Annotated in this window: 18 protein-coding genes; 7 read left to right on the top strand and 11 right to left on the bottom strand. The window is 73.1% G+C overall.

Annotated elements, in window-relative coordinates; genetic code table 11:
- Positions 1 to 6: 6 nt before the first annotated feature.
- The 5 genes from ABD901_RS49700 to ABD901_RS49680 all read right to left on the bottom strand — a co-directional run bounded on the left by ABD901_RS49700 (position 7) and on the right by ABD901_RS49680 (position 4620).
- Positions 7 to 813, bottom strand: a complete 807-nt coding sequence (locus tag ABD901_RS49700; protein ID WP_345140175.1) for a carbohydrate ABC transporter permease — start codon at positions 811 to 813, stop codon at positions 7 to 9.
- A 5-nt stretch (positions 814 to 818) separates the two neighbouring features.
- The gene (locus tag ABD901_RS49695; RefSeq protein ID WP_345140147.1) at positions 819 to 1739 is read right to left on the bottom strand and encodes a carbohydrate ABC transporter permease; all 921 of its coding nucleotides are present in this window, start codon (positions 1737 to 1739) and stop codon (positions 819 to 821) included.
- Positions 1740 to 1741: 2 nt separating this feature from the next.
- Positions 1742 to 3043: an ABC transporter substrate-binding protein gene (locus ABD901_RS49690; protein WP_345140144.1), complete on the bottom strand. Its 1302-nt coding sequence runs from the start codon at positions 3041 to 3043 to the stop codon at positions 1742 to 1744.
- Between the two features lie 14 nt (positions 3044 to 3057).
- Positions 3058 to 4158, bottom strand: a complete 1101-nt coding sequence (locus ABD901_RS49685) for an ROK family transcriptional regulator (protein ID WP_345140141.1) — start codon at positions 4156 to 4158, stop codon at positions 3058 to 3060.
- Between the two features lie 75 nt (positions 4159 to 4233).
- Positions 4234 to 4620, bottom strand: a complete 387-nt coding sequence (locus tag ABD901_RS49680; RefSeq protein WP_345140139.1) for a DnaJ family domain-containing protein — start codon at positions 4618 to 4620, stop codon at positions 4234 to 4236.
- A gap of 35 nt (positions 4621 to 4655) precedes the next feature.
- Between ABD901_RS49680 and ABD901_RS49675 the strand changes: the two genes are divergently transcribed.
- Positions 4656 to 5231, top strand: a complete 576-nt coding sequence (locus ABD901_RS49675; protein WP_345140136.1) for a DedA family protein — start codon at positions 4656 to 4658, stop codon at positions 5229 to 5231.
- 1 nt (position 5232) lies between these two features.
- Here the strand turns inward: ABD901_RS49675 and ABD901_RS49670 are convergent, their stop codons facing one another.
- Both ABD901_RS49670 and ABD901_RS49665 read right to left on the bottom strand, forming a co-directional pair.
- A complete protein-coding gene (locus ABD901_RS49670) occupies positions 5233 to 6063 on the bottom strand; it encodes a PhzF family phenazine biosynthesis protein (protein WP_345140133.1) in 831 nt (276 codons plus the stop codon).
- A gap of 110 nt (positions 6064 to 6173) precedes the next feature.
- Positions 6174 to 6599 carry a hypothetical protein gene (locus ABD901_RS49665; protein ID WP_345140131.1) on the bottom strand — a complete coding sequence of 142 codons (426 nt, stop codon included), beginning with the start codon at positions 6597 to 6599 and terminating at the stop codon, positions 6174 to 6176.
- 252 nt (positions 6600 to 6851) lie between these two features.
- Here ABD901_RS49665 and ABD901_RS49660 point away from each other — a divergent pair, with 252 nt between their 5' ends.
- The 3 genes from ABD901_RS49660 to ABD901_RS49650 all read left to right on the top strand — a co-directional run bounded on the left by ABD901_RS49660 (position 6852) and on the right by ABD901_RS49650 (position 9088).
- The gene (locus ABD901_RS49660; RefSeq protein WP_345140129.1) at positions 6852 to 7805 is read left to right on the top strand and encodes an LLM class flavin-dependent oxidoreductase; all 954 of its coding nucleotides are present in this window, start codon (positions 6852 to 6854) and stop codon (positions 7803 to 7805) included.
- Between the two features lie 58 nt (positions 7806 to 7863).
- On the top strand, positions 7864 to 8769 hold the full coding sequence (locus tag ABD901_RS49655) for an aminoglycoside phosphotransferase family protein (protein ID WP_345140126.1): 906 nt from the start codon (positions 7864 to 7866) through the stop codon (positions 8767 to 8769).
- Positions 8770 to 8839: 70 nt separating this feature from the next.
- Entirely contained in the window at positions 8840 to 9088 is a 249-nt protein-coding gene (locus ABD901_RS49650) for a WhiB family transcriptional regulator (RefSeq protein WP_345140124.1), read from the top strand.
- 21 nt (positions 9089 to 9109) lie between these two features.
- On the opposite strand, the gene ABD901_RS49645 is transcribed toward ABD901_RS49650, so the two are convergent.
- On the bottom strand, positions 9110 to 9979 hold the full coding sequence (locus tag ABD901_RS49645; protein ID WP_345140121.1) for a LysR family transcriptional regulator: 870 nt from the start codon (positions 9977 to 9979) through the stop codon (positions 9110 to 9112).
- A gap of 72 nt (positions 9980 to 10051) precedes the next feature.
- On the opposite strand from ABD901_RS49645, the gene ABD901_RS49640 reads away from it, so the two are divergent.
- A complete protein-coding gene (locus ABD901_RS49640; protein WP_345140118.1) occupies positions 10052 to 10903 on the top strand; it encodes a dihydrodipicolinate synthase family protein in 852 nt (283 codons plus the stop codon).
- 4 nt (positions 10904 to 10907) lie between these two features.
- Here ABD901_RS49640 and ABD901_RS49635 read toward each other — a convergent pair whose 3' ends face one another.
- The gene (locus ABD901_RS49635; RefSeq protein ID WP_345140170.1) at positions 10908 to 11315 is read right to left on the bottom strand and encodes a PLD nuclease N-terminal domain-containing protein; all 408 of its coding nucleotides are present in this window, start codon (positions 11313 to 11315) and stop codon (positions 10908 to 10910) included.
- Positions 11316 to 11369: 54 nt separating this feature from the next.
- Positions 11370 to 11864, bottom strand: a complete 495-nt coding sequence (locus ABD901_RS49630; RefSeq protein WP_345140116.1) for a hypothetical protein — start codon at positions 11862 to 11864, stop codon at positions 11370 to 11372.
- Between the two features lie 18 nt (positions 11865 to 11882).
- Here ABD901_RS49630 and ABD901_RS49625 point away from each other — a divergent pair, with 18 nt between their 5' ends.
- Entirely contained in the window at positions 11883 to 12488 is a 606-nt protein-coding gene (locus tag ABD901_RS49625) for an MBL fold metallo-hydrolase (protein WP_345140113.1), read from the top strand.
- Positions 12489 to 12494: 6 nt separating this feature from the next.
- Here the strand turns inward: ABD901_RS49625 and ABD901_RS49620 are convergent, their stop codons facing one another.
- On the bottom strand, positions 12495 to 12929 hold the full coding sequence (locus ABD901_RS49620; protein WP_345140112.1) for a MarR family winged helix-turn-helix transcriptional regulator: 435 nt from the start codon (positions 12927 to 12929) through the stop codon (positions 12495 to 12497).
- A 60-nt stretch (positions 12930 to 12989) separates the two neighbouring features.
- On the opposite strand from ABD901_RS49620, the gene ABD901_RS49615 reads away from it, so the two are divergent.
- Positions 12990 to 14243, top strand: coding sequence for an FUSC family protein (locus ABD901_RS49615; RefSeq protein ID WP_345140110.1), 1254 nt, complete (start codon positions 12990 to 12992; stop codon positions 14241 to 14243).
- The last annotated feature ends 146 nt before the right edge of the window (positions 14244 to 14389 follow it).

Below are 14389 nucleotides of genomic sequence, written 5' to 3'. Positions count from 1 at the left end.
CGATTTTCAACCCTTGACTCCTGTCAGTGTCACGCCCTGCACGAAGGCGCGTTGTGCGAAGAAGAACAGCGCCACGACCGGCACCATCGTCAGGATGGTCGCGGCGCTCACCAGGTTCCACTGCACATGGTGCAGTGTCCGGAACGAGGCCAGGCCCAGGGAGAGGGTCCAGTTCTGCTCGTTCTCGCTGGTGTACAGCAGCGGCCCGTAGTAGTCGTTCCAGGCGTAGAAGAACTGGAACAGCGCCGCGGCGGCGATGCCGGGCCGGGCCATCGGCAGCACGACGCGCAGCAGGGTGCGCCACTCGCCGCAGCCGTCGACGCGCGCCGCGTCCAGGTACTCCTGCGGGATCGTCACCAGGAACTGGCGCAGCAGGAAGATCGAGAACGCGTCGCCGAACAACATCGGCAGCACCAGCGGCCACAGGGTGCCGGTAAGGCCGTAATTCGCCCACATGAGGTACAGCGGAACCGTCGTCACCTGCGGCGGGATCATCATCATCGACACGATGACGACCAGCACCACCCCGCGCCCGCGCCACCGCAGCTTCGCGAGGGCGTAGGCGGCCGGGACGCTGGACAGCAGCATGAAGACCGTCGCCAGGCCGGCGTAGAGGACGGTGTTGAGCAGGTACCGCGGCACCGGCGTCTTCTCGAACACGGTCGCGTAGTTGGAGAAGTGCCACGTCGAGGGCCAGTAGGAGGCCGTCAGCGCCTGCGAGTCCGACATGAACGAGGTCAGCAGCAGGAACCCGACGGGGGCGACGAACATGATGCACAGTGCGATGGCGATGCTGTGCCGGGCGATGAACATCAACTTCACGACGCGGTCTCCGGATTCACGGTACGGCGGAGCAGCAGCAGCGACACCCCGAACGCGACGACGAACAGCACCACGGCCAGGGCGTTGGCGTACCCGAGCGCTCCGTAGCGGAACCCGACCACGTACAGCCACAGCGGGTACGTGAACGTCGAGCCCTCCGGGTAGCCGAACGTCGAGGAGATCCCGGCGCCGGTCGTGGCCTGTCCGCTGGCGGCCGACGCGGCGACGGCGGCCTGCGCGAAGTACTGCAGCGTCGTGATGATCCCGATGACGGCCGTGAACACCACGACCGGCCGGATGTGCGGCAGCGTCACGTGCCGGAAGCGCTGCCAGGCGTTGGCCCCGTCCAGCGCCGCCGCCTCCAGCTGCGCCACCGGCGCGTCCAGCAGCGCCGCGAGGTACAGCACCATCATGTCCCCGCAGCCCCACAGGGCGAGCAGGACCAGCGACGGCTTGGACCAGTCGGGGGAGTTGAACCACAGCGGCGGGTCGATGCCCAGGTGCGACAGCGCCGTGTTCACCGGGCCGACGCCGGGCTTGAGCAGGTACACGAAGGCCAGGGTCGCGGCGACCGGCGGCGCCAGCGACGGCAGGTAGAAGATGGTGCGGTACCACCCGCTCGCCCGGCGCAGCTTCGTGAGCAGCAGGGCGCTGCCCAGCCCGCCGAGCATGCGGACCGGCACCATGAACACGACGAACCACAGCGTGTTGCGCACCGCGGTGGCCAGGAACGCGTCGGAGAACATGTGCCGGTAGTTGCGCAGCCCGACCCACTCGGGCGTGGTCAGCAGGTCGAACTTCGTGAACGAGAAGTACACCGCGCTCAGCAGCGGGTACACGAAGAAGACCACGATGCCGACCGTCGCCGGCGCCATGAACGAGGCGACGGTCAGCGTGTGGCGGAGCCTGTGGTGCACCCCTAGCCGCCCAGCTGCAGCAGCGAGTTGACCTGCTTGTCGACGTCGGTGAGGCCGGTCTTGACGTCGGCGACCTTGCCGCTCTGCCAGGAGTCGCAGAACTTCTGGAACGTCTCCTGGTAGGCCGGTCCGGCCGAGGACGGCGGCGTCGTGGTGGTCTTCGGGTGGTTGAAGATGTCCACGAACGTCTTGAACTCGGCGTCGAGCTTGAGGTCCGGCGAGGCGAGCGCGTCCTTGGTGGACGGGATGTTCTTGAGGCTGTTGGCCAGCTTGACGATCGCCTTGGTGTCCGTCGTGAGGTACTTGATGAGCTCCCACGCCGCCTCGGGGTTCTTGGCGGTCTTGGAGATGCCGATGACGTTGCCGGTCACGTACCCGGAGCCGTAGCGGTCGGCCGAGGAGGTGGGCATCGGGGCCACACCGAACTGCAGGTCCGGCGACTGGTCCTTGGCGAAGGCGATGCGGTACTCCCCGTCGATCGCCATCGCCACCTGCCCCTTCTGGAAGGCGTTGGCGTCGGAGTACTCGTCGCCGAGCCCGGCCTGGAACGCCTCCAGCTTGTCGTAGCCGAACCAGTCGACGAGGCTCTTCTGCCACTGCAGCAGCTGCGGCCAGGCCGCGTCGCCGCCGATCGCCGACGAGCCGTCGGACTTGAGCCACTGCGCGCCGACCATCGGCCCGAGGTGCGAGGGCGTGTTCTCGTAGAAGCCGAACAGCGGCAGGAAGCCGGCGGTGGTGATGGTGCCGTCGGCGGAGCGCTTCGTGAGCTTCTTGGCGTCCTCGGCGAACTCCTCGAGCGTCTTCGGCGGCGCGGCGATGCCTGCGTCGGCGAACATCTTCTTGTTGTAGTACAGCCCGTAGGCGTCGGCGAGCACCGGCATCGCGCAGCGCTTGCCCTTGAACTCGGTGTACTGCTTCACGGTCTGCGGGAAGGCGTCCATCGACACCTTGTCCCGGGCGATGTACGGCGCCAGGTCCAGCCACGCGCCGGAGGAGCAGAACTGCCCGACGATGTCCGTGGAGTACGACAGGCCGACGTCGGGGCCCTGCCCGCCGCCGATCGCCTGGGTCATCTTCGAGTCGTCCTGGCCGGACTTGACCACGACCTTGATCTTCGGGTGGGCGGCCTGGAAGTCGGCGACGACCGAGTCGATCGCCTCGGCCTCGCGGTCGGTGAAGAAGTGCCAGAACTCGACGGTGCCGGAGACGTCCGCGCCGGGGTCGGCGATCGGCTTGTTCTTCGGCGCCGGGGTGCACCCGGCCGTCAGCGCGACGGCCGCGGCGACTGCAAGGAGACGACGCAACGGGGGCTCCTAATTCAGGGGGTGGGTTGGCGCAGCGTCGCGAGGATGGCCTCGCGCACCGCGGACACCGCCGCTTCGCCGGCGCCCAGCAGGGGCGCGTCGCCGTCGACGGTGCTGACCGCGATCGCCGTCTCCAGCGGCGCGGCGTGTGACATGGCCTTGGTGACGGCGTCGCCGAGCGGCTCGCCGTAGCGTCTGGCCAGCTCGCCGCCGATGACGACGAGCGGCGGGTCGAGGACCGCGACGACGGCCGCGAGCCCGAGCACGATCCGGCCGGCGAGCTCGGTGAGCAGCTCGCCGCGGGTAGCGCAGCGGGCCTCGAGCGCCGCGACGGCGTCGGGCCCGACGAGGTCGTGCAGGTCGCCGTCGCCGACCGGGATGTACCCGATCTCGCCGGCGCCGCCGCGGGCACCGCGCAGCAGCTTGCCCTCGCCCAGGTCGATGGCGAGGCCGAGGCCGCTGTCGCCGACCCACAGCAGCACGAACTGGCCGGCGCCGTGTGCCGCGCCGTGGGTCCGCTCGGCGAGCGCGGCCAGGTTGACGTCGTTGTCGACGCCGACCTCGGCCCCGAGTGCGTCCCGCAGCTCGTCGGCGAGGCCCGGCCGGCTCCACCCGGGCACGTCGACGTGGTGGATGACCCGGTCGCGCGGGTCGAACGCGCCGGCGACGGCCACCTGGACGTGCGCGACCGGCCCGCGGCTCACCCCGGCGGCCTCGCACAGCGCCGCGACGGCGTCCTCGACGGCCCGCACCGGGTCGGTGCGGGTGAAGTCGACGGGCACCTCGAGCGTGGCCCGCCGCGCGCCCCGCAGGTCGTGCAGGGCGGCGGTGAGCGCCGGGGTGTGGTCTCGCACCGACACCGCCACCGCGTAGGCGGCGTCGGCGTCGACGGCGTAGACCTCGGCGTTCGGGCCGGGCCGGCCGGTCTCGTGGCCGACGCCGACGACGAGCCCGGCCTCGCCGAGGCGCCGGATCGTCTCCGACACCGTGGGCTTGGACAGCCCGGTGAGCGCGCGCAGCTCGGCCCGGGTGAGCTCGCCGTGGTCGAGGAGGTGCCCGAGGGCGGCCGCCTCGTTGAGCGCCTTGAGCAGCTTGGAGGAACCCCCGAGGACCACGGCGCCTCCAACTAATAGGCAGATTGACTAACAGTTGGAGGGAAAAGTAAGCCCGTCACACGGTGCTGTCAATGGTTACTCTGCCCGGGCGCGGCGCCAGGCGTCGACGACCTCGTCGGCGTCCAGTGCCGGGAGGATGGTCGAGGGGCCTTCGATCAGCCCGCGCTTCGCCCGCTCGATGCGGACGTTGAGGTCGGCGATCGCCCTTCGCAGCGAATCCTCGGTCTTGAACTTGACCAGCTCCTGCGGGAGGTCCTCGACCTCCCGGCGCAGCCGCAGGGTCGGCGGGATGCCGCCGGGCAGCCGCTCCCGCCGGGCGAGATCCCTGATCCACCAGTCCTCGTCGTAGAGCTCCCCGTGATCGGGCAGCGGCCGCCCGGCTCCGGGCAGGCCGTCGAACTCGCCGCGCTCCTGCGCCTCGCGGATCTGCCGGTCGATGTGGGATTCATACCAGCTGGTCATTGCCCTCAATGGTACCCGTGGCAGGATCAAGATCGATGGAGCATTTCGAGCGGTACGGCTACCCGGCGCTGGCCCTGCTGGTGCTCCTGGAGGGCATCGGCATCCCCACCCCGGCGGTCAGCGCGGTCGTCGCGGCCTCGGCCCTCGCCGCGCACGGCGGCCTGTCGCTGCCCGCCGTCGCCGCCGTCACGCTGCTCGCCGCGGTCGCCGGCGACAACCTCGGCTATCTGCTCGGCCGGCGCGCCGGGCGCCCCGCGCTGCTGCGCTTCGGCCGGCACGTCCGGCTCACCGAGGAGCGACTGGCGCGGGCCGAGCGGTTCATCGCCACCCGCGGCCGCAACATCGTCATCGTCGCCCGCTTCGTCGACGGGCTGCGTCAGACCAACGGCCTGATCTGCGGCGCGATGGTCCTGCCGTGGCGGCAGTACGCGCTGCGCGACGGCCTCGGGGCCGTGCTCTGGACGTCGTTGTGGGTCACGGTCGGCGCGGTCGCCGGCGAGAACCTGCACCGCATCGCGCGCTACAAGCTTCCCGCGCTGCTCGCGGCGGCCGCCGTCCTGGCGTTCTTCCTGATCCGGTACCTCCTGAGGCGCCGCTCCCGTCGCCCCTGACTCAGTACTGTGCGATCTGGACGGCTTGCCCGGTGACGCGGACGCCGGTGTCCGCTCCCTCGTCCAGCCCGACGCGCAGGAGACTCGGCCGCCCCATGTCGTGTCCCTGGTGGACGGTCAGCGTCGAGGGCGCCGCGACCAGCCCGAGCTCGCGCAGGTACCCGCCGAACGCCGCCGCGGCCGCCCCAGTCGCCGGGTCCTCGTACACCCCGCCGGGCGGGAACGGGTTGCGCGCGTGGAACACGGTGCCGCTCTCGCGCCACACGAGGTCGACGGTCGTCCAGTCCCGCTCGGCCATCAACGTCGCGAGCGCCGCGACGTCGTAGTCGAGCCGCGCGAGCCGCGCCCGTTCGCGCACCGCCACGATCGGATGCCACGCCCCCGCGTATGCGACCCGCACCGGCAGCTCGGGATCGAGGTCCTCGGCGTGGTACCGCAAAGCCTCCAGCAACCGCCCGAGGTCGCCTTCCGGCATCGGGGTGCTGCGCGGCGCGATGCTGCGCAGCGTGGCGCTGCGGTCCGCCGTCTGCACCGCGATGTCCCCGACCGGGGCCGTGAGGGTCAGCTCCCCGTCCCCGAACCGCTCCGCGTAGGCGACCGCGGTGGCGATGGTGGCGTGCCCGCAGAACGGCACCTCGGCGAGCGGGCTGAAGTACCGCACGTGCGCGCGCCGGGTCTCGTGCCCGGTCAGGAACGCGGTCTCGGAGTACCCGACGTCGGCCGCGATCCGCTGCATGCTGGTTTCGTCGAGCCCGTCGGCGTCCAGCACAACTCCGGCGGGATTCCCGCCGGCGGGGTCGTCGGTGAACGCGCTGTACCGCAGGATCTCCATGCCTGCGACGCTAGGCCGGGCCGCGCGCTTTGGTGCGGTCCAATCCGCCGCCGCTGGCATGGGAAGCGGCCGGCACCCCCAGGACGCCGGCCGCTCCGTCGATATTTTGCTCAGCTGGACGCGACGCCGAGCTGTCCTTCGCCACCGTGGAACTCGGTCCCCTCGGCGAAGGTGGTGTCGAAGCGCTGCTGCAGCGCGTCGAGCTCACCGAACTCCGCCTGGTGCGCGTGCTCGCTGCCCTCGGCGGCGAAGACGTGGTCGTCCTCGGTCGCGTCGTGCGAGTAGTTGGTGTAGTCGTCCGACTCGTAGTGCACGGCCGGCGCCTGGTCGTACTCGACGTGGTGCCCCTGCGAGAAGTCCGTCGACTCGGCCGCGTGGTGGTCGTTCTCGTACACGCCGAACTGGTTGTTGTAGTCGGCCTCGGACCCGTGGGCCTGGTGCAGCTGGTCGAGCGCGTCGTGCTCCTGACCCGCCTCATAGTGCCCGTAGTCGACGTCGCCCCCGCCGTCGTAGGAGCCGGTGTCGATGTCGCTCATGGAGTCTCCCCCTCGTTTGCTGACAGGTTGCGATGCCATCGACGTTACGGTCTGTGTGACATTCGGGAATCCCCCGAACGTGCCACGCGTCACACCCTTCGTGCACGCCAGCCGCCTCACCTCGGCGCCCTGTCGCAGACACGACACCAGCAGGCCCGACGCGTCCGGCCGATCCCGATCACTGTGCGTCGTTCTGCCCCCTGCGTCGCGGCCGGGTCGTCCCGCAACGATCACCGTGCAAAGCTGTTCGCCATGGCGCGTGTCGGGGTGATGCTTCCGCGGGACCTCCCCGCGGAGCAGGTGATGACCTTCGCCCGAAGGGCGGAACAGCTCGGATTCGATGAGCTGTGGGTCGTGGAGGACCTGGGTTTCCGGGGCGGCGTGGCGCAGGCCGGCGCCGTGCTGGCGGCCACGTCGCGGATCGTGGTGGGGATCGGCATCCTGCCGGCCGGGGCGCGCAACGCCGCGTTCGCCGCGATGGAGCTCGCGACGCTGGCGCAGCTGTTCCCCGGCCGCCTGATCGCGGGCATCGGCCACGGCATGCCGGACTGGATGCGCCAGGTCGGCGAGCGCCCGGCCAGCCCGCTCACGCTGCTGCGCGAGTACGCGGTGGCGGTGCGCGCGCTGCTGCGCGGTGAGCCCGGCCCGCCGGCGGGCCGCTACGTCGACGTCGAGGGCGTGGTGATCGGCGAGACTCCGCGGGTGGTGCCGCCGGTCGTGCTCGGTGTGCGCGGCCCGAAGTCGATCGCGGTCGCCGGTCGGGTCGCGGACGGGTTGCTGCTGGCCGAACCGTCCGCACCGCCCTACATCGCGGCCTCGATCGAGCGCCTGGCGTCGACCACGCCGGAGGTCATCACGTACGACGCCGCGGTCGTCGCCGACGACGCCCGGGCGGCCCTCGCCCTGGTGCGCCCCGGCCTGGCCTGGATCGGCGAGCCGGACTGGTCGCCGCACCTGACCCCGCTCCCGTTCGCACCCGCCCTGGCACAGCACCGCCAGGCGTCGCCGACCCGCGAGGCGTTCGCGGCCACGATGCCCGACGAGTGGGTCCGGGAGCTGTCACTGGCCGGAACGCCCGCCGAGGTGCGCGCCCGGATCGCGGCCCGGCACGCCGCGGGCGCGACGAGCGTCGTGATGATCCCGGCCGAACCGGACCCCCTGGACGCGCTGACGCGCCTGGCACAGGCCCTGGACCGTCGGCCCTAGCCCGCGGGAGCCGGCATATCGGTGGACGAGGCGCGCGGGAGCACGCGACGATCGGGCGATGGTGCAAGCGTCCGGGGTCCGGATCGGCTGGGCGGACCTGCCTGCCGGCGTCCGCGACGGGGTCGTCGAGATACTCGGCGAACCCGTGGTCGAGACCGTCTCGCAGGTCGGTGGCTTCTCGCCGGGCACCGCCGACCGCGTGCTGACCGCGAGCGGCCGCCGGGCGTTCGTCAAGGCCGTCGGCAGCGCGCTCAACGAGCAGAGCCCGGCCATGCACCGCGCCGAGGCGGGCGTGGCCAGGCGGCTGCCGGGCGGGATCCCGACGCCGCGGCTGCTCGGGGTGCACGACGACGGCGACTGGGTGGCGCTGGTCTTCGAGGACGTCGAAGGCCGCCATCCCCATACGCCGTGGGTGGACGACGAGGTGGCCGCGGTCCTCGAGGCCCTGCGGCGGCTGGCGGTGCCCGTCACGGGGCTGCCCAGCCTGCGGGTGGACTCCGAAGAGGACTTCGCGGGGTGGCGGCGCATCGCGCAGGACCCGCCGCCCGGCCTCGACCCGTGGGTGGCCGAGCGGCTCGACCTGCTCGACGAGCTGGCCATGGCCGGCCTCGCGGCGCTGGAGGGCGACCGCCTGGTCCACGGCGACGTGCGCGCCGACAACCTGCTCATCCGGCCCGACGGATCCGTGGTGGTCGTCGACTGGCCGTTCGGGTGCGCCGGGCCGGCCTGGTTCGACACCCTGACGCTCGTGCTGAACGTCCGGCTGTACGGCGGCCGGCTCGACGACGACGTCATCGCCGCCGCCCCCGAGGCGATCACCGGATGCGTCGCCGGCCTGGGGGCGCTGTTCGCCGACCGGGCCAGGCGGCCGGCACCGCCCGGGCTGCCGACGCTGCGGCGGTTTCAGCAGGACCAGGCCGACATCATGATCACGTGGCTGAGGGACCGGCTCCGGGCGCGTTGACGACGTCGGCGTCTGGGGTTCAGTCAACTGACAGATGATCGCGTCGCGCCGCCGGCCGTAGCGTCGTCGCATGGTTGCGAAGACCCGCTTACTGCGTTCCTGGCGCGACAAGGCCGCCTGCCTGGGCCTGGACGTCACCTGGTTCTACCCGGCCCCCGACGACGTCCTCGCGGTGCTGCGGGCGCAGACGTTCTGCGCCTCGTGCCCGGTGCGCCGCGACTGCGCCCGCCACGCCATCGAGCACAACGAGCAGCACGGCATCTGGGGCGGCAGCACGGCACAGGAACGCGCCGCCTTCCGCCGCGCGATGTCGTCCTGAGTCGTCGTGAGTCGTCCTGAGTCATCCTGAGCCGAGGGCGATGCCGAGCGTGTCGGCGAACGCGACGACGGCCGGGTGGGCGGCGGCGCCCGCGCGGAACGCCAGGCGCGTGCGCCGGCGGGTCGGCAGCGGCGTGAGCACCACACCGGCCGGCACGTCCATCGCGGCGAGCTCCGGCACCAGGGCCACGCCCTGGCCGGCGGCGACGAACGTGAGGACGGTGACGAAGTCGTCGGCGTGATGGCGCACGCGCGGGGTGAAGCCCGCCGCCTCGCACGCCCGGACCGTCATCGTGTGGCACAGCGTGCCCTGGCTGGCGAGGATCCACGGCTCGTCGCGGCAGGCGGCGAGGGACCGCGGGCCGCTCGCGGCGACGAAGATCGTCTCGTCGAGCAGCGGCGCCGTGCGCAGGGCCGGGTCGGGCTCGATGGGCACGAGGTCGTAGTCGTGCACCAGGGCCACGTCCAGGGTGCCGTCGCGCAGCATCGGGGGTACCACGGCGGGGTCCAGCTCCTGCACACTCAGCTCGAGCGCCGGGTGCGCCTCGCCCAGCGCCACCAGGGCGGGCGGCAGCAGCGTGCGCATCGCCGTCGGGAATGCGCCGATGCGCAGGGGACCGGAAAGCCCGGCCCGTGTGGCCGCCACCGCGGCGCCGGCGCGCTCGAGGGCGGCGAGGACCTCCTCGGCGTGCGCGGCCAGGGTGCGCCCGGCCGGGGTGAGCGTGACCCGGCGGCCGGTGCGGGCCAGCAGCGCCACGCCGGCCTCCCGCTCCAGGGCGGCGAGCTGCTGCGACACCGCCGACGGGGTGTAGGTGTGCGCCGCGGCGACCGCGGCGATCGTGCCGTGCTGGGCCAGGTCGCGCAGCAGGCGCAGTCGCCGGACGTCGAGCATCAGCTCAGCTTACGCTCGACGGTGCGATTGTGAACTGGACCTGGCGCTCGGATTGGGGCGACGCTGGACGGCATGGAGCTTTCCGGAATCTTCGTACCGCTGGTGACCCCCTTCGACGAGTCCGGCGCCGTCGACACGGCCGCCCTGCGGCGGCTGGGGGAGTCCGTGCTGGAGGCCGGCGCGGCCGGCCTCGTCGCGCTCGGCACGACCGGCGAGCCGGCCACGCTGAGCCCGGCCGAGCGCGCCGAGGTCGTGTCCGTGTGCCGGTCGCTGGGCGCCCCGCTGCTGGTCGGCGTCGGCGGCAGCGCGACGGCGGCGTGCGCGGCCGAGGTCGCGGCGCTGCCGGCCGGGGTCGCGGCGATGGTGGTCGTGCCGCCCTACACGCGCCCGGGCGAGGCCGGCGTGCTCGCCCACTTCCGGGCGGTGGCGGCCGCGTCGGCGGTGCCGGTGGTGGTCTACCACGTGCCGTACCGCACCGGCCAGGCCCTCTCGCTCGCCGCACTGCTGCAGCTGGCGGCGATCCCGGGCGTGGCCGGCATGAAGCTTGCCGACGGACCGCTCGGCCCCGACACCCTCGCCCTGCTGGCGGGCGCGCCCGAGGGCTTTGCGGTCCTCGGCGGCGACGACGCCGTCATCTCCCCGCTGCTGGCGCTCGGCGCACACGGCGGCATCCTCGCCTCGGCGCACGTGTCCACCGCGTCCTACGTCGCCCTCTTCGACGCCTGGCGCGCGGGCGACGTCGCGGCGGCGCGCAAGCTCGGCGCCCGGCTCGCGGCGCTGTCGACGGCCCTGTTCGCCGAGCCGAACCCGGCGGTGACCAAGGCCGTCCTGCACGCGCAGGGGCGCATCGCGACGCCGGCGGTGCGGCTGCCGCTGCTGGCCGCGAGCGAGGCCGCGCGCGACGCGGCGCTGGCGCTGCTGTGAGGGGCTACTCGCCCTTCTCCTCATCGCGCTTGCGCAGCTCCTCCTCGCGGCGGCGCAGGTCCGCCTCCCACTTGGAGAACATCTCCTCGTCGGCGCGGCGGTTGCGGGCCAGGTCGCGCAGGAACTCCGGGTCGTCGTCGGGCGCGACCTGGCGCCGCGACGGGCGCTGTTCCTCCGGGAAGCCGGCGCCGGGACGCCACTGCGCGCCGGCGCCTGCGTGTGCGGGCTGCTGCGGGCGCCCGGCCACGAACCACGCGATCCACCCGACCGGGGAGAACAGCAGGATGATGAACACCCATGCGAGCTTCGGCAGGTTGCGCACCGCGTACTCGTCCGTCGACAGGCAGTCGATCAATGCGACCACGAGCATGACGAGGTCGATCAGGAAGAGCAGTCCATAGAGGCGAATCACGCCGGACATCATGCCCGAACCTTGCGCCGCGTGTCGCCCCCTGAGCGGCCGGGGTCAGCCGAGCTCGATCCGCAGGTACCCCAGGTCCAGCTCACCGCGCCGAAGCCGCGCCAGGTCGGTGCGGTGCGCATCGACCGGGATGATCAGCGCGTGGCGGGTCTCGTCGGGCTTCACGTCGGCCCGCCGGCGCGACGGCGGCGACCCGGCGGGCTCGCGCCGCACGTGCAGCTCGGCCCGGCCGGCGCCGAGGCGCTGGCGCACGTCGGACCAGCGCGCCGCCGGGAACTTCAGCGACTCGTCGGCGAGGACCAGGTCGAAGGGGATGCCGCGCTCGTCGCGCAGCGGGAACGCGACGAGCGTCCGCTCGCCCACGAGCTCGGCGATCGCGAGCATCCGCAGCCCTTCGCGCCGGGCGACGCGCAGCCGCCGGTCCCGGGTGAGCACGGCGCCGCGGGGCGGGCGGGCCGGGCGCAACACGCGGTACGCGTACGGGCCGACCTGCACGTCGTCGCGGCGCGTGGGGCGTTGCCCCGCGCCGGGGCGCGCCACCGAATAGGGTTGGTGCCCATGGTGCGCATCGAGCGGCTGGTCACGTCGGGCACGTTCTCCCTCGACGGCGAGACCTTTGACGTCGACAACAACGTCTGGATCGTCGGCGACGACGAGGAGGCCATCGTCATCGACGCGGCCCACGACGCCGAGGCGATCCTGGTCGCGCTCGGCGGTCGCCGCACCCTCGCGATCGTGTGCACCCACGGTCACGACGACCACATCGATGCCGCGCCCGAGGTCGCGCTGCGCACGGGCGCGCCGATCCTGCTCCATCCGGACGATCTGCCGCTGTGGCACATGAAGCACCCCGCTCTCGAACCGAACACGCACCTTACCGACGCGGACGTGATCCGGGTAGCCGGTGCCGACCTGCACGTGCTGCACACGCCCGGCCACAGCCCCGGCGCCGTGTGCCTCTACGCACCGCAGCTGGGCGTCGTCTTCTCCGGCGACACGCTCTTCGAGGGCGGCCCGGGCGCCACCGGGAGGTCGTTCTCCGACCGCCCGACGATCATCGCCTCGATCCGGCAGCGCCTGCTGGCCCTGCCGCCGGAGACGGTCGTGCACACCGGGCACGGCCCCGACACCACGATCGGCGCCGAGGCCCCCGGCATCGAGTAGCCCGGTTCAGTCCGCGTCGGCGAGCCGCTCCAGGATCGCCGACGCGTGCAGCAGCGCGTCGCGCTCCGCCGCGCTGAGTTCGTGCGCCATCACCGAGGCCAGCCACTCGTCGCGCAGCCGCATGTCCGCGCGCAGTGCCGCCCGCCCCGCCTCGCTGATCGCGAACACCCGCTGCCGCTTGTCGGCCGGGTTGCCGAGGCGCTGGATGTGCCCGTCGGCCTCGAGGTCGGCGAGCACCCGGGTCACCGACTGCGGCTGCAGCCGGTCCGCCGCCGCGAGCGCGCCGGCGGTCATCGGCCCCTTGCGCGCCAGGTGCGACATCATGCTGATCTTCGTCAGGCTCAGCCCGTCGGACGCGCGCTGCAGCTGCAGCCGGCGCGAGAGCCGCTGGGTCGCGCGGCGCACCGCGCGGGCGGCGGACAGGTCCGGATCGGGTTCCAAGCGGGGCGCCTCACGGTTATCGGCTTGACGCTCACCGTACCGCGCTGCGATATTCAGCAGGTGCGTAATATCTGGCAGGCGGCCGCCGGCTTCGCCCCGGTCCTGGCCACCGTGGCGACGCTCGCCCCGATCGCCGGCGCCGCACACACCGGCATCGGCATCGTCGTGCTCGGCGCCGCGGTCAGCCTCATGTCCACCCGCGCCGCGCACGGCGGCGCACCGTGGCGCCTGCTGCTCGTCCCGGTCGGCGCCGTGGTCGTCGGCGCGTTCGCCGTGCTGTTCCACGCCGCGCACGCGTTCGGCGACGGCTTCTTCGTCGTCGCGGTCGCCGTCGCCACCGCCGCCCGCGCGCTCGGTCCGGCGGCCGGCCGCCTCGGCCGCGCCCTGGTCCTGCCGCTCATCGGCATGCTCATCGCCCCGGTGAACCCCGGCGCACACCCCGCCCGCACCCTGGCGTGGGCGACCCTGGCGGTCTTCGTCGCCGAGGCGTATGTGCTGATCGCGGCGCGGCTGCGCGGTACCGCCGCGGAGGAGGAACCGCCGAGCACCGCCCCCGCCCGCATCCACGTGTGGCGCGGCGTGCAGTCGGCCCTCGCCCTGACCTTGGCGTTCGCGATCGGCCAGACCTTCTTCGGCGAGCACTGGGCGTGGACCGTGATCAGCGCCTACACGGTCGGCGCCGCGGCCCGCTCCCGCGGCGACGCGCTGCTCAAGGGCGTCCACCGCACCCTGGGCGCGCTCGGCGGCACCCTCGTCGCGACGGCGCTCGCCCTGGCCATCGGCGACCGCCGCTCCCTGGCCGTCGCGCTGCTGCTGGTCGTCCTGGCCGCCGCCTTCTACCTGCGCCAGTACGGCTACGCCTGGTGGGCAGCGGGGGTGACCGCCGCCCTGGCGCTGCTGTACTCCCTGATCGGCGTGGCGGGCACCGCCGCGTTGCCGCTGTTCGGCGCCCGCCTCCTGGCGGTGTGCATCGGCGCGCTGTGCGCGATCCTGCCCGCGACGCTGCTCGCCCCGATCCGCACCGGCGCCGTGCTGCGCAAGCGCACCGCCGAGGCGCTGCGCGCGGCCCGCGACGGCGACTACGCCCAGGCCGAGCGCCGGGTCGCCGCCCTGCGCGAGGCCGCCGCGCCGCTGCTGGCGATCCGCCGCTTCCGCGCGCGCCGCGAGCTGGCGTGGGTGGACGCGCTGACCGCGGCGGTGCCGGACCTGCGCACCCTGGCCGCCGACCCGCAGGACACGCCCGCACTGCGCCGCCTGCGCAAGACCCTGGGCGAGGTCGCCGACGACCTGCGGGCCGCGGTCGCGACTGCATGAGCAGCGGGACTCGGGTCCGCGCAACTGACGACCGTCGTTCCCACCAGCGCCTGGTCTGGGTCGATATCAGCGAAGCCTCATCGAGCCAGACTGGGCGAACCGCTGCGGGCCTGGCGGCCCTCCGCTGCCACGTCCGCGGTGCCAAG

It is taken from the genome of Dactylosporangium darangshiense, assembly GCF_039537565.1.
Lineage (GTDB): Bacteria > Actinomycetota > Actinomycetes > Mycobacteriales > Micromonosporaceae > Dactylosporangium > Dactylosporangium darangshiense.
The sequence above is the reverse complement of the archived record's forward strand: the minus strand, read 5'-3'. Positions and strand labels throughout refer to the sequence as shown.